Genomic DNA, 14,136 nt, shown 5'->3' with positions numbered 1-14,136 from the left:
CGGATTTACCTCAGTGCGCCATCATGTTGGAGTGGATGCTGAACATGATCCACAGCGACAGGCCTACCAACAGGACGATTACCAGGGCAGCGAAGACCAACGCAATCACGTTGTTACGCTGGGCGGCGGAGCGGTCCAGGTGGAGGAAGTAAACCAGGTGGACGAACACCTGGATCACAGCGAAGGCCAGAACGATCCACAGGGTCATGGCTTTTGGCAGCGATGGATACATCACCAGGCCGAAAGGAATGACGGTCAGGATCACCGACAGAATGAAACCGATAGCGTAGGACTTGACGCTGCCGTGGCCGGCGTCGTGGCTATCGTGGGAATGAGCGTTAGCCATTTACATAGTCCCCATCAGATAAACAACGGTGAATACGCAGATCCACACCACGTCCAGGAAGTGCCAGAACAGGCTCAGGCAGCTCAGACGGGTCTTGTTGGTCGCCGTCAGGCCGTTTTTCTGCACCTGATACATCATGATCGCCATCCAGATCAGACCGCTGGTCACGTGCAGACCGTGGGTGCCGACCAGGGTGAAGAACCCGGACAGGAAGCCGCTGCGGCTAGGGCCGAAGCCTTCGGCGATCAGAACGTGGAACTCGTTGATCTCCATGGCGATAAAGCCGGCGCCCAACAGGAAGGTCATGGCCAACCAGCCCAGTACCTGGGTTTTCTTCCCCTTGAACAACGCCAGCATGGCGAAGCCGTAGGTGATCGAGCTGAACAGCAGCAGAGCGGTTTCGCCCAGTACGTATGGCAGCTCGAAGATGTCGTGGCCCGACGGGCCACCCGCTACGTTGTTAACCAGTACCGCGTACACCGCGAAGATCGACGCAAACAGAATGCAGTCGGTCATCAGGTAGAGCCAGAAACCGTATACGGTCATCTCGCCCGAGTCGTGGTGATGGTCATCATGCCCATGTCCATCGACATGGGTGTGTCCAGCATTGGTCACTAAGTTCGACATGGTTTAAGCCTGTTCCAACGAGGTTTCAACACGGGTGGCGGAGGCTGGAACTTTCCCGGCCGCTACCAGACGCTTGTGCTGCTCGGCTTCGATGCGCTCGATCACGTCGACCGGCACCATATAGCCTTGATCATCACGTGCAGCGTGGATCACGAAGTACACCACGGTGCCGACCAGACCGAAGATGGCCAACCACCAGATGTGCCAGATCATTGCGAAACCGAACACGGTCAACAGCGCTCCCATGACCACACCTGTGGCGGTGTTGTTTGGCATGTGGATCGGTTCGTACTTGGCCGGAGCCTGGTACGCCGTACCGTTTTCCTTGGCCTCGGTGAACGGATCGATGGTTTCTGCTTTTGGCAGTACCGCGAAGTTGTAGAACGGAGGTGGCGACGAAGTCGACCATTCCAGCGTGTGGGCATTCCACGGGTCGCCGTGTTCGCAGATGTTTTCTGGCTTGTTGCGATCACGCACGCTGACGTACAGCTGAATCAGCTGGCAAGCGATACCCACAGCGATCATCACCGCACCGAACATGGCGACGTACAGGTACGGCACCCACTCAGGGTTGGTGGTGGCGTTCAGACGACGGGTCATGCCCATGAAGCCCAGAGCATAGAGCGGCATGAACGCGACGAAGAAGCCCGAAATCCAGAACCAGAACGCTGCCTTGCCCCAACCTTCGTGCAGCTTGAAGCCGAACGCTTTCGGGAAGTAGAAGCCGAAGCCTGCGATGTAGCCGAATACCGCGCCGCCGATGATCACGTTGTGGAAGTGAGCGATCACGAACAGGCTGTTGTGAAGCACGAAGTCAGCACCCGGAATGGCCAGCAGTACGCCGGTCATGCCGCCGATGGCGAAGGTCACCATGAAGCCCAGGGTCCACAGAACCTGGCTGGTGAAACGCAGACGGCCCTGGTAGATGGTGAACAGCCAGTTGAATAGCTTCACCCCCGTCGGGATCGAAATCAGCATCGTCGCCAGACCGAAGAAGGCGTTGACGCTGGCCCCCGAACCCATGGTGAAGAAGTGGTGCAACCAGACCATGAAGCCCAGGATCGAGATCGCGCCCGATGCGTAGACCATCGAGTGGTGGCCGAACAGACGCTTGCCGGTGAAGGTCGAGATGACTTCGGAGAAGATCCCGAACGCCGGCAGAATCAGGATGTAAACCTCGGGGTGACCCCAGGCCCAGAACAGGTTGACGTACATCATCGGATTGCCACCAAGTTCATTGGTGAAAATGTGGAAATCCATGTAACGGTCAAGCGTCAGCAGTGCCAGGGTAGCGGTCAGGATCGGGAACGAAGCCACGATCAAAACGTTGGCCCAGGTGCAGGTCCAGGTGAAGATCGGCATGTCCATCAGCTTCATGCCAGGGGTACGCATTTTCAGGACGGTGGCCAGGAAGTTGACCCCCGTCAGCGTCGTACCTAGCCCGGATAACTGTAGCGCCCAGATGTAGTAATCCATCCCCACGCCCGGGCTGTATTGCAGGCCCGACAGCGGCGGATAGGCAACCCAACCGGTCTTGGCGAATTCGCCAACGCCCAGGGACAGGTTGATCAGCACCACGCCGGATACCAGCAGCCAGAAGCTCAGGGAGTTCAGGAACGGGTAGGCAACGTCACGCGCACCGATCTGCAGCGGCACTGCAAGGTTCATCAGGCCGGTGAAGAATGGCATCGCCATGAAGATGATCATGATCACACCGTGGGCGGTGAAGATCTGGTCATAGTGTTCAGGCGGCAGGTAGCCAGGCGAACCCTCGGTGGCCATGGCCAACTGGGTACGCATCATGATGGCGTCGGCGAAACCGCGCAGCAGCATGACCATGGCGACGATGATGTACATCACGCCGATTTTCTTGTGGTCAACCGAAGTCAGCCACTCGGTCCACAAGTAAGTCCACTTCTTGAAGTAGGTGATTGCAGCGAACAGCGCCAGACCACCGAGCGCGATCATGGCGATGGTTATCATCACGATCGGTTCGTGGAACGGGACCGCTTCCCAACTTAATTTACCAAACATCGTTTACTCCTCTGCCCCGGCAGCTGAATGCGAACTCATGTCCATCCCTTCCATGGCGGCCATTTCGTGCTCTTTCTTCTCGTGGTGCATCGGCTTGCCCGGTTTCATGCCTTCGTACTTGTCGACGATGATCTGGAACAGGTTCGGCGTAACCGAGGAGTAGAGCTCGACTGGGTTGTTCTGGCTTGGCTTGGCAAGGGCTTCGTATTCAGCCTTTTCAAGCTGTTTAGGTGCCTTTTTAACTTCGCTGACCCAGGCGTCGAAATCTTCCTGGGAAGTGGCGATAGCTTTGAATTTCATGCCGGTGAAACCCGCGCCGCTGTAGTTGGCGGAGATACCGTCCATTTCAGCGTTCTGGTTGGCGATCAGGTGCAGTTTGGTCTGCATGCCGGCCATCGCGTAGATCTGGCCGCCCAGGGCCGGGATGAAGAACGAGTTCATCACGGAGTCCGAAGTCACCTTGAAGTTGATTGGCGTGTGCGCCGGGAACACGATCTTGTTGACGGTGGCGATGCCTTGCTCCGGATAGATGAACATCCACTTCCAGTCCAGCGCGACCACTTCAATGGTGATTGGCTTGACGTCGGATTCCAGCGGCTTGTAAGGGTCAAGCGCGTGGGTCGACTTGTAGGTGATGTAACCCAGGGCGATGATGATCAGGACCGGGATAGTCCATATCGCCACTTCGATCTTGGTGGAGTGCGACCACTTCGGCGTGTAGACGGCGTCGGTGTTGGACGCGCGGTATTTCCAGGCGAACAGGAAGGTCATGACGATGACCGGGACCACGACCAACAGCATCAGCAGCGTTGCGGTGATGATCAGGTTTCGCTCGTCCAGGCCAACCTGGCCCTTGGGATCGAGCAAGGTCATGTTGCAGCCTGTCAGCAGCAATGTGCCGAGCAGCGGCAATATGCCTAGTAGTCTTGGGTACCTGTTTTTACTCATCTCACGACCTCTAAAGCAGCTTGCGCAATGCAGTTGGGTTTTGATCGCCAACACTTCACCCTGCCAAGGGTTGGCATTTTTCTTGGATTGAATAAGTGGCTGCCCGTCGCGCGTCAGACGCTGTTCGACAAATCCTGGGACAGCGGTGAGTTCTTATTCGAATTCGTGGTCAAAGGCCTTGTTACAGACCAATTCCATTTGGTGCGGATAGTTGGAAGGCACCGACACCTGGGAGTCGCATGAAGCCATCCGGCCTCTCGACGCCCTATCGCTGCTCATGCACCTGTAAAGGCGAGCAGTGCCGGGAATTCAGTGCTGGCGATTGTAGATACGTAACGATTCATAAACCATGTCTCATCCCGAAATAATTTTTATCCATTCCCGCAACAATCAATCACGTATTTCGCAAAAGTCGCGCATGTTAACGAAATTAATTCTCAACAAAAACACCAAAATCAGTAGGTCAACCACACCCGATTCAGACAGTATCGAAGGCTCTACGCCTTCCCTCTACCATGCCCGATCCCGTATGGGACAAGGGCTCTGGCAATTCGCCAAGCCCTGTTAAAACTGCCTGTTACGGTTTTTCGAGATTGAAACTGGCAGCCGCTAAAAAACTCCAATTCTGTTGCGTAGCTATGCACCAATCGGCCGCCTTGAAATGCCTTGCGACACTCGCGCTGTGACAACATGTCGCACATGTGCCGCACCCTTCCTTGCTTTCGATCAAGGTCTTTTAACCCGGGCCCTGAAATGCAAAACGCCCCGATCCTCTCAACGAGGACCGGGGCGTTTTTTGTCACGCAGCGATGCGGCGGATGGCCTCAGCGCAGCGCTTTGCGATTACGCGAAGTGAGTAGCGGCACCAGCACCACGACCAGCACAAAGGCTACCAGCGCCCATTGCGCCAGGGACAGACCGAGGATCGGCGGGTAGGGTGTGGAGCAGAAGCCATCGACCTGAAAGCCCAGCGGGAAGATCTTCGCCAGCGGCAGGCCATCGACAATCGGTTGCAACACATCAATGCCGCAGCTGACCGACGGATAAAACTGCGTGTAGACGTGATGCCCGGCGACTGCGACGCCCGCCAATGCGCAAATCACTACCAGGGTTTCAAACACCGTGATGCTGCGACGGGTGCGCGTGGCCGCACCGATGAAGGCGAAAAGCGCGATCAGCAACAATGCATAGCGTTGCAGGATGCACAGCGGGCATGGCGCCTCGCCCAGCACAATTTGCATGTACAGCGCACCGCCGATCAGCGTCAGGCAAATGAAACCCAGCAACACCAGATATCGCCGTTCACGTCCCAACCGCATCGTTTCCTCGCTCATCGCGTTTCCCTTCTAAAAATCGATTACCCGCAAGTCTACACGCAGGCCCTGACCTTTGAGAGCCTGGCGCGTGCCGGTAGATGCTGGGGAATAGACGATAAGCGGGTTAAGAAGGGATTAACTTTACAAACAGAAATGATCAATCCACCACAGTGATCGTTCCCACGCAGAGCGTGGGAACGATCATATCGGCGTGTTATTCGAGCGCCGACGCCGGCCCGAAAAACTCGTAACGGCTTTGCTTCTCCGGCACGCCCAAGGCTTTGAGATGGCGCTTGACCGCTGCCATGAAACCTTTAGGCCCCAGGAAGTAAGCATCCAGGTCACGCTGTTGCGGCAACCACTCGCCGAGTTGCTCCTGGCTCAACAACCCGACCTTGTCCGCCGCCGGGCTGACACCGTCATCTTCGTCATAGCAATAGAAGCGCTTGAGTTGCGGGTGACGCTCGGCCAATCCATCGATCCAGTCGCGGAACGCGTGGACGCTGCCGTTACGGGCACAGTGAATAAAGTGCACCGGCCGCTCAGTCGCCAGTGCCGCTTCGAGCATTGCCAGGGTCGGGGTAATGCCGACGCCGCCGCTGATCAGCACCAACGGTTTGTCGCTGGCGGTCAGGGTGAATTCGCCCGATGGCGGGAACAGCTGAATGGTCGCGCCGACATGCAACTGATCGTGCAAGTGATTAGAGGCACGGCCACCGACTTCGCGTTTGACGCTGATGCGGTATTGGCCCTCGTTCGCCAAGGCCGACAGCGAATAGTTACGACGAATCTCTTCGCCATCGAGGATCAGTTTCATGCCGATGTACTGACCCGGTTCAGCGGCCAGAATCGGGCCTTTATCAGCCGGTTCGAAGTAGAACGAGATGATTTCCGCACTTTCTTCAACCTTGCCAACCACGATGAAATCCCGCGCGCCGCGCCATCCGCCCGGTGCCTGTTCTTTCTGGTCGTAAATGCTGGTTTCGGCGCCGATCAGAATGTCGGCCAATTGCCCATAGGCAGCACCCCAGGCGCTCATTACTTCAGGTGTGGCGATCTCTTCGCCCAGCACTTCGCTGATGGCTCGCAGCAGGCAGCTGCCGACAATCGGGTAGTGTTCTGGCAGGATTTGCAGGGCCACGTGTTTGTTGATGATCTTGGCCACCAGGTCGCCCAACTGGTCGAGCTGGTCGATGTGGCGCGCATACATCAATACGCCGTTAGCCAGTGCACGAGGCTGATCACCGCTGGCCTGGTGGGCCTGGTTGAACAGCGGGCGGACTTGCGGGTACTCGGTGAGCATCATGCGGTAGAAATGAGTGATCAAGGCTTCGCCACCACTTTCGAGCAACGGCACAGTGGATTTAACGATTGCACGGTCTTGAACGCTAAGCATAAGGGCGACTCCTGAGCTTTATGTGAATGCCCATTACTTATCAGTTTCCATGCCAACTAATTAACACTTAAAAATCAATAACTTAAAAACAAAGTAGTCATATCGACGCCGACCGCTTTATAGTCATACCGACTACATGGAGTCACTATGACTGCAAAATCGTTGCTCACCGCCCTGCTCCCCCTGGTCTCCGACCTGTCCCGCGAACTCCCCGAAGGCGAGCGCTATCGGCGCCTGCTCGAAGCCATGCGCGCCCTGCTCCCTTGCGATGCTGCCGCCCTGCTGCGCCTTGATGGCGAATGGCTGGTGCCGCTGGCCGTCGACGGGTTGAGCACGGACACCCTCGGTCGACGCTTCAAGGTCAGCGAACACCCGCGCTTTGAAGCATTGCTCAGCAGCCCCGGCCCGACCCGCTTCGCCGCCGACAGCGACTTGCCCGACCCATACGACGGGCTGGTCGATGGCCTCGACGATCACCTGGAAGTCCACGACTGCATGGGTTGCCCGCTGTTTATCGACGAACGTCCGTGGGGTCTGCTGACGCTCGACGCCCTCGATCCGGAGCAATTTGAGCCTATCGAACTGGACGCCCTGCAAGCCTTCGCCAGCCTCGCCGCAGCCACGGTTAACGCCGCCGAGCGCATCGAACGCCTGGCCAATCGGGTCGAAGACGAACATCAGCGAGCCGAGGTTTACCGTCAGGCCAGCGGCCAGCAGGACCGCGAGTTGATCGGCCAGAGCAAGACCCACAAACGGCTGGTGGAGGAAATCAATCTGGTGGGCGGCAGCGACCTGACCGTGCTGATCACCGGCGAAACCGGGGTCGGCAAGGAACTGGTGGCCCAGGCCATTCACGCCGCCTCGCCTCGGGCCGACAAGCCAATCATCAGCCTCAACTGTGCCGCGCTGCCCGACACGCTGGTGGAAAGCGAATTGTTCGGGCACGTTCGCGGCGCCTTCACCGGAGCGATGAATGACCGGCGCGGCAAGTTCGAACTGGCCAATGGCGGCACGCTGTTTCTCGATGAAGTGGGCGAGCTGTCCCTGACGGTGCAGGCCAAATTGCTGCGAGTGCTGCAAAGCGGTCAACTGCAACGACTGGGTTCGGATAAAGAGCATCAAGTCGACGTACGACTGATCGCAGCGACCAACCGTGACTTGGCCGAAGAAGTGCGCAGCGGTCGCTACCGCGCCGACTTCTACCACCGCCTGAGCGTTTACCCGTTGCTGGTACCGGCTCTGCGTGATCGCGGGCGGGATGTGCTGCTGCTCAGCGGCTATTTCCTGGAACAGAACCGCTCTCGCATGGGCCTCAACAGCCTGCGCCTGAACAGCGATGCTCAGGCATCGTTGCTGGCGTATGACTGGCCGGGCAACGTGCGGGAGCTGGAGCACTTGATTGGTCGCAGTGCCCTGAAGGCGTTGGGTAACTGTAAGGAACGACCGAAGATTCTCAGTTTGAGTGCGGCGGACCTGGATTTGCCCAATGGCAGTGTTGAAGTGCCTGTCGAGCAACCCGTTGTCAGTCCTGTAGCGTTGGTATCGGGAGATTTGCGGGCAGCAACCGACGATTATCAACGTCGACTGATCAACGCCTGCCTGGAACGACACCACAACAACTGGGCGAGCGCTGCCCGTGAGCTAGGCTTGGATCGGGCGAATCTGGGGCGGATGGCCAAACGACTGGGGATGAAGTGAAGATCCCCAAGCAGCTGCCGAAGGCTGCGTCCGAGAACGCAGTCCTCGCCAAACCATTCACCGCGTTGTACCTGACGCCCCACGGGCTCAGGGTTTACGACCGCTTCGCAGCCGGACGCACGCTTCGGCAGTTGCTACAAGGGTCCGTTGGTCGATGCTGGGGATTAACGCTAAAGCCTGCCCTCAACAAGTCGATAACCCGGCATCGATAGCTGTTGGCGATCCTCGCGGTTGCCCATCACCTTTTTCCACAGAAGGTTTTTATGTCCTCCAACAAAGCCCGCGCAGATTCACTTTCGCTTTTGCTGTTCACCTTGCGCAGCGGCAAGCTGATGGCGATCAACCTGCTCAAAGTCAGTGAAATCATCCCGTGCCCGCCACTGACCAAACTGCCGGAGTCGCATCCCCACGTCAAAGGCATCGCCACCTTGCGCGGGGCGTCGTTGTCGGTGATCGACCTGAGTCGTGCCATCGGCGAGCGACCGCTGGAGGACCCGAACGGTGGCTGCCTGATCGTCACCGACGTCAGCCGCTCCAAGCAGGGGCTGCACGTTCAGGCGGTGAGCAAGATCGTCCACTGCCTGACCACCGACATCCGTCCGCCGCCCTTCGGCTCTGGCGGCGTGCGCTCGTACATCACCGGCGTGACCTCGGTCGATGGCACCTTGGTGCAGGTGCTGGACATCGAAAAGGTGATCCACGGCATCGCCCCGGCGCAGATCGAAACGGCCCCGACCGAATTGAGCATGGAAGACGCCGAAGTACTCGGCAACGCGCGCATCCTGGTGGTCGATGACAGCCAGGTCGCCTTGCAGCAATCGGTGCACACCCTGCGCAACCTCGGTCTGCAATGCCACACCGCCCGTAGCGCCAAGGAAGCCATCGACTGCCTGCTGGACCTGCAAGGCACGGCCCAGCAGATCAACCTGATCGTCTCGGACATCGAAATGTCCGAAATGGACGGCTACGCCTTCACCCGCACCCTGCGTGAAACACCGGACTTCTCGCACCTCTATGTGTTGCTCCACACCTCGCTGGACAGCGCGATGAACAGCGAAAAGGCCCGTCTTGCCGGGGCGAACGCGGTGCTGACCAAGTTCTCCTCGCCGGAACTGACCAAATGCCTGATCGAAGCGGCCAAGGCGGTCGCTGAACAAGGTCATTGAGTCTTGGCCAAGGACTTCTGCTTTCTGATGCGGCGCAACCTCGCTGAGGTTGTGCCGGTCATTGATTGGCCGAACGGCATTGAATTGACCCAATACCGTCCCGAATGTGCCGAAGCCGTCCATCACTTGATGGACCTGGGTTATTGCGAAGGTGGCGGTCGCGTGCCGACGCTGGACGTCTGGCAACAGCGTTTTGAAACCGACCCTGAATACGACCCCGCGCTGTGTTTCATTGCCCTGGATGCCGAAGGCATTGTCGGCGTGTGCCAGTGCTGGACCAGCGCCTACATCAAAAACCTGGTGGTGCATCCGCGGGCTCAGGGCCTGGGATTGGGGCGTGCGTTGCTGCTGCATGCTTTCAAAGTGTTTCAGCAGCGACGGGAAGGTTTTGTCGATTTGAAGGTGCTTGAGGATAACCTTCGGGCGCAGCGGCTGTATGAAAGTGCCGGAATGTACGTGGTCCGTCGGGAGTTGGTGCCGGCCTGATACACCGCCATCGCGGGCAAGCCCGCTCCCACAGAGTCAGGGTTGAACCACAATTTTATGTTCACCGCCAAATCTCGTGGGAGCGGGCTTGCCCGCGATGAGGCCTGTGCAAACGCCATACAACCTTCAGGCATACTCCGATCCTGGCCAACACCCGCCCTAGGATCCCTGAACCATGAAAGCTGCCACCCTGACCTTCCTTTTCCTAACCGCCCTCGTCACCCAGGCCCACGCCTCCAGCCCCGACGCCTGGGCCGTCTACGACAAAGCCGTGCTCGCCAGTTGCACCAAGGCCAGCGGTCTTGCGAATGTCAAACCCGTCGGCAATGCCGCACAGTTCGATGACCGGGTTGGCTACACCGCACTGCTGCTGCAAGGCCAATACCCGCAAAAACACATGAAAGGCCAGCAAGGCACCGAACTGTGCCTCTACAACAAGAAAAGCAAAACGGCTTACGTCACCGAATGGGACTCCATCCGCCCAACCGCCCAAACCCGATGACTGGCGCATAACTTGCTTCGACACCGGTCTTAACGGCGGTATTTTGTCGCCGTTTCACGCCCTCACATGCGACTGACCCCTCAATGAATACGACGTTTTCCTGCGTAGGTTGTGGCAAATGCTGCACTGACCACCACGTGCCCCTGACCTTGGCCGAAGCCCGGATGTGGGCGAGCGATGGCGGTCAGGTGATTGTGCTGGTGGAAGGTTTCCTGGCTAACGGCCTGGGCCTGCCGGTGCAACAACGCGAACACGCCGAACGCCGCTCGGTGGTGGTTCGTAGCGGCGCATCCGAGGCGTACGTGGCCATCACCTTTGCCGCCTACAACGTCGGTCCCTGCCGAAATCTTGACCAAGACAATCTCTGCCGCATCTACGAACGCCGGCCACTGGTGTGCCGCATCTACCCGATGGAAATCAATCCGCACATTCCATTGAACACAGCGGTGAAGGAATGTCCGCCCGAGTCGTGGGAAAAAGGACCGGATCTGATTATTGGCGGTGAATTGGTGGATCAGGAGCTGGTCGGTTTAATCCAGCGCTCCCGTCAGGCAGATCGCGATGACATTCAGACCAAGGATGCGATTTGCGCGTTATTGGGGATTCGGACTACAGCGCTCAAGGGCGATGGCTTTACCGCTTATCTGCCGGACATGACCGCGTTTGCCACGGTGCTGGACCAGGTTGCCGGGCAGACGCAGACGGACCGGCGCAGTGAATGGCTGTTCCATGTGTCAGGCGACGACATCGCCGGGCAAGTGCTGGCGGCCGGCGCGAACGTGGCGACTGATGCGCCACTGACCTATGCGTTTATCTCTTTGCGCGCGGCCTGAAACGCCAAGCCACTGCGCAGCTCTCGATGCGCAGTGTTTTTTCCAGCGGTGTGTCAACGAGCAGCAACCGCCAGGCACTCGACTTCCACCCGTGCGTCCGCTATCAGTTTTTTAGCCGAGAACGTCGTGCGGGCAGGCAGACGATCTGCCGGGAAGAAACGGCTGTACACCGCATTCATCGCGGCGAGGTCCTTGATATCAGCCAGGATGACCGTGCATTTGGCCACATGAGCCACAGACGAGCCGTTACGTTGCAGTTCGGTGCGCAGGTTCTCCAGGGCTTGGGTCATTTGCGGGCTTATACCGCCCTTTACCAGTTCACCATCGGCCCCCAGACCAAGCACACCAGACAGATAAAGGGTCTCACCGACCTGTACCGCATCGGAAAATGGCAAGCCTTCTTCATTAGGAACGTAGCGAGGGGAGTCTGGTGTGGCGGTTGGCAAATACCGCTGGGTAATCGTCTGGTACTGGCCATTTTGCTTGAGACGCTCAAGGGCCGCATTCAGGTTATCGCGTAACGGCGTGTCGGTTTTTCGCACAGCCATGGCCACGCCACTGCCCAGCATGGGGTCCTTGAGGGCGGCACCGGAAAAGTCGAACGCTTGCCCCCGGGGCAGGCTTAACAACGCTTGGGTGATTTCAATGGTGTCTTGCAGGGTGGCATCGATCTCGCCCGCCAGCAGGCTGTCGACCAATTGTGTGTTGAAATTGAAACTGCGCACCGTCACCCCCGCCGACTCCCAACGGGACTTGGCGAACGCTTCACGACTGGTGCCTGTCAGGACGCCGACACGCTTGCCCTTGAGCGATTGCGCATCCGGTTGCAAATTCGCCCCTTTGCGCGCCACCAGACGGCTGCTCAGGGGGTAGAGATCATCGGTAAAATCGATCCGCTCCCGACGCGCCGCTGTAGCCGTCATCGGCATGATCACGTCAAAACGGTTGGCTTCAAGTGCAGGGATGTTGGTGGCGTAATCCTGATCGATCCAGACACAACGGGATTTGAGTTCGGCACACAGTGCGTTGCCCAATTCGATATTCAATCCGACCAGTTCACCCTTGTCGTTACGGCTCTCGAACGGTGGAACCAGGGCTTCGACCCCGAAACGGATCTGTGGATCGAGCGCAGAGGACACGCAGCCAGTGGTCAGGGCCACCAGCGACAGTAGAGAGAGGGTTTTTACCAGAGACATTAGGCGGCCTTCGTCAAGAATTCACGGACGTGAATCTTCGACGAGTGGCCACCGCGCTTCCCAGAGGACTAATCGCCCATCCCTGTGGGAATTTTCTTAATGAAAGAAAGAACTATGACCCACGCAAAAATGCGCTGACGGTCAGCGCTTGCCCATCGTACGACGAGTACCCGGGGGCGCCGCGCCAGGGGTCTTGGTGTGGCCATTCTTGGCGCCGTTCTTGTACCACGGCTGGCTGGCGTTCTTGGCAGCCGCCAGGTCGCCCGGCTTGAACGGGAACTTGAACGCCGGGATCGCGGCTTTGGTTTCGCTGTCTGCGCTGGAGTCGACGCTGTCTGGCAGCTCTGCCTGGTCGTCGCTCAAAGCGTCGGCAACCGGCGGTTGTTTCGGGGAAGTCATGAAAGCTCCGGGTGATACACATAAAGTCGGGCCCGGTAAGCGAGCCGCGAAAGGCGGCAGTATAACTGGATGAAGCGCCGCAAGCTTCAAGCTTGCTACTGCCGTTGAGCGGTAGACGTTCAACTCGCACAAATCCCGAGAAGAATGTTAGCGTGCTTACCATTCACCTCCGCCCGACGAGCCCTCCTCCGATGAAAAAGACCGTCCTCGCTTTCAGCCGCGTCACCCCTGAAATGATCGAACGCCTCAAGCAGGACTTCGACGTCATCGTGCCGAGTCCGAAAAATGGCGACATCAACGCCCAATTCAACGAGGCCCTGCCCCACGCCCACGGCCTCATCGGCGTTGGCCGCAAACTGGGCCGCGCGCAACTGGAAAACGCCGCCAGACTGGAAGTTGTCTCCAGTGTCTCGGTTGGCTACGACAACTACGACGTCGCCTACTTCAACGAACGCGGCATCATGCTGACCAACACACCTGATGTGCTCACCGAAAGCACCGCCGACCTGGCCTTCGCCTTGTTGATGAGCAGTGCCCGACGCGTGGCCGAACTGGACGCCTGGACCAAGGCCGGCCAATGGCAAGCCACCGTTGGCGCGCCGTTGTTCGGGTGCGATGTGCACGGCAAGACGCTGGGCATCGTCGGCATGGGCAATATCGGCGCGGCCATTGCCCGTCGCGGGAGGCTCGGTTTCAACATGCCGGTGATCTACAGTGGCAACAGTCGCAAGACCGAACTGGAGCAGGAACTAGGCGCGCAGTTCCGCAGCCTCGATCAGTTGCTGGCCGAAGCCGATTTCGTTTGCCTGGTGGTGCCGCTCAGCGAAAAAACCAAGCACCTGATCAGTCATCGCGAACTGGCGCTGATGAAGCCGAGTGCGATTCTGGTGAACATCTCCCGCGGCCCGGTGGTGGACGAACCTGCGTTGATCGAAGCGCTGCAAAACAACCGGATTCGGGGCGCCGGGCTGGATGTCTACGAGAAAGAACCGCTGGCCGAATCGCCGCTGTTCCAGTTGAAAAACGCCGTGACCTTGCCGCACATCGGTTCAGCGACGGGTGAAACCCGCGAAGCCATGACCAACCGCGCCTTGGCCAACTTGCGCAGCGCCCTGTTGGGTGAGCGCCCGCAGGATTTGGTGAACCCGCAAGTCTGGAAAGGCTGACAAAAACGGGCAGGCGTTCATTC

At 58.4% G+C, this 14,136-nt stretch carries 14 protein-coding genes; 6 read left to right on the top strand and 8 right to left on the bottom strand.

Annotated features, from left to right (window positions below):
- Positions 1-10: 10 nt before the first annotated feature.
- The 6 genes from cyoD to hmpA all read right to left on the bottom strand — a co-directional run bounded on the left by cyoD (position 11) and on the right by hmpA (position 6,667).
- The gene (cyoD, locus tag FQ185_RS15935) at positions 11-346 is read right to left on the bottom strand and encodes a cytochrome o ubiquinol oxidase subunit IV (RefSeq protein WP_149418239.1); all 336 of its coding nucleotides are present in this window, start codon (positions 344-346) and stop codon (positions 11-13) included.
- Positions 347-973 (bottom strand): cytochrome o ubiquinol oxidase subunit III, encoded by a 627-nt coding sequence (locus FQ185_RS15930; protein ID WP_149418238.1) that lies wholly within the window; start codon positions 971-973, stop codon positions 347-349.
- A gap of 3 nt (positions 974-976) precedes the next feature.
- Complete coding sequence (gene cyoB / locus FQ185_RS15925; RefSeq protein WP_149418237.1) at positions 977-3,007, bottom strand: cytochrome o ubiquinol oxidase subunit I; 2,031 nt, start codon at positions 3,005-3,007, stop codon at positions 977-979.
- 3 nt (positions 3,008-3,010) lie between these two features.
- Positions 3,011-3,955: a ubiquinol oxidase subunit II gene (gene cyoA, locus FQ185_RS15920; RefSeq protein WP_149418236.1), complete on the bottom strand. Its 945-nt coding sequence runs from the start codon at positions 3,953-3,955 to the stop codon at positions 3,011-3,013.
- An 824-nt stretch (positions 3,956-4,779) separates the two neighbouring features.
- Positions 4,780-5,289: a disulfide bond formation protein B gene (locus tag FQ185_RS15910; RefSeq protein WP_149418234.1), complete on the bottom strand. Its 510-nt coding sequence runs from the start codon at positions 5,287-5,289 to the stop codon at positions 4,780-4,782.
- 196 nt (positions 5,290-5,485) lie between these two features.
- Positions 5,486-6,667 (bottom strand): NO-inducible flavohemoprotein, encoded by a 1,182-nt coding sequence (gene hmpA / locus FQ185_RS15905; protein WP_149418233.1) that lies wholly within the window; start codon positions 6,665-6,667, stop codon positions 5,486-5,488.
- A gap of 147 nt (positions 6,668-6,814) precedes the next feature.
- Here hmpA and norR point away from each other — a divergent pair, with 147 nt between their 5' ends.
- The 5 genes from norR (at position 6,815) to FQ185_RS15880 (ending at position 11,352) form a co-directional block, all read left to right on the top strand.
- Positions 6,815-8,365, top strand: coding sequence for a nitric oxide reductase transcriptional regulator NorR (norR, locus tag FQ185_RS15900; RefSeq protein ID WP_149418232.1), 1,551 nt, complete (start codon positions 6,815-6,817; stop codon positions 8,363-8,365).
- Positions 8,366-8,628: 263 nt separating this feature from the next.
- Entirely contained in the window at positions 8,629-9,531 is a 903-nt protein-coding gene (locus FQ185_RS15895) for a chemotaxis protein CheV (protein ID WP_008147551.1), read from the top strand.
- A gap of 27 nt (positions 9,532-9,558) precedes the next feature.
- A complete protein-coding gene (locus tag FQ185_RS15890; RefSeq protein WP_149418231.1) occupies positions 9,559-10,017 on the top strand; it encodes a GNAT family N-acetyltransferase in 459 nt (152 codons plus the stop codon).
- A gap of 175 nt (positions 10,018-10,192) precedes the next feature.
- Positions 10,193-10,519: a hypothetical protein gene (locus FQ185_RS15885; protein WP_149418230.1), complete on the top strand. Its 327-nt coding sequence runs from the start codon at positions 10,193-10,195 to the stop codon at positions 10,517-10,519.
- Between the two features lie 83 nt (positions 10,520-10,602).
- Positions 10,603-11,352: a YkgJ family cysteine cluster protein gene (locus FQ185_RS15880; RefSeq protein WP_149418229.1), complete on the top strand. Its 750-nt coding sequence runs from the start codon at positions 10,603-10,605 to the stop codon at positions 11,350-11,352.
- Positions 11,353-11,405: 53 nt separating this feature from the next.
- On the opposite strand, the gene FQ185_RS15875 is transcribed toward FQ185_RS15880, so the two are convergent.
- A complete protein-coding gene (locus FQ185_RS15875) occupies positions 11,406-12,548 on the bottom strand; it encodes a transporter substrate-binding domain-containing protein (protein ID WP_149418228.1) in 1,143 nt (380 codons plus the stop codon).
- 141 nt (positions 12,549-12,689) lie between these two features.
- Positions 12,690-12,947: a hypothetical protein gene (locus FQ185_RS15870; protein ID WP_149418227.1), complete on the bottom strand. Its 258-nt coding sequence runs from the start codon at positions 12,945-12,947 to the stop codon at positions 12,690-12,692.
- 191 nt (positions 12,948-13,138) lie between these two features.
- Here FQ185_RS15870 and FQ185_RS15865 point away from each other — a divergent pair, with 191 nt between their 5' ends.
- Complete coding sequence (locus tag FQ185_RS15865; protein WP_149418226.1) at positions 13,139-14,113, top strand: D-glycerate dehydrogenase; 975 nt, start codon at positions 13,139-13,141, stop codon at positions 14,111-14,113.
- Positions 14,114-14,136: the final 23 nt, after the last annotated feature.

It is taken from the genome of Pseudomonas sp. ANT_H12B (assembly GCF_008369325.1).
Classification (GTDB): Bacteria; Pseudomonadota; Gammaproteobacteria; order Pseudomonadales; family Pseudomonadaceae; genus Aquipseudomonas.
Note: the sequence above shows the minus strand (reverse complement) of the source record. Positions and strands in the feature narration are given on the sequence as shown.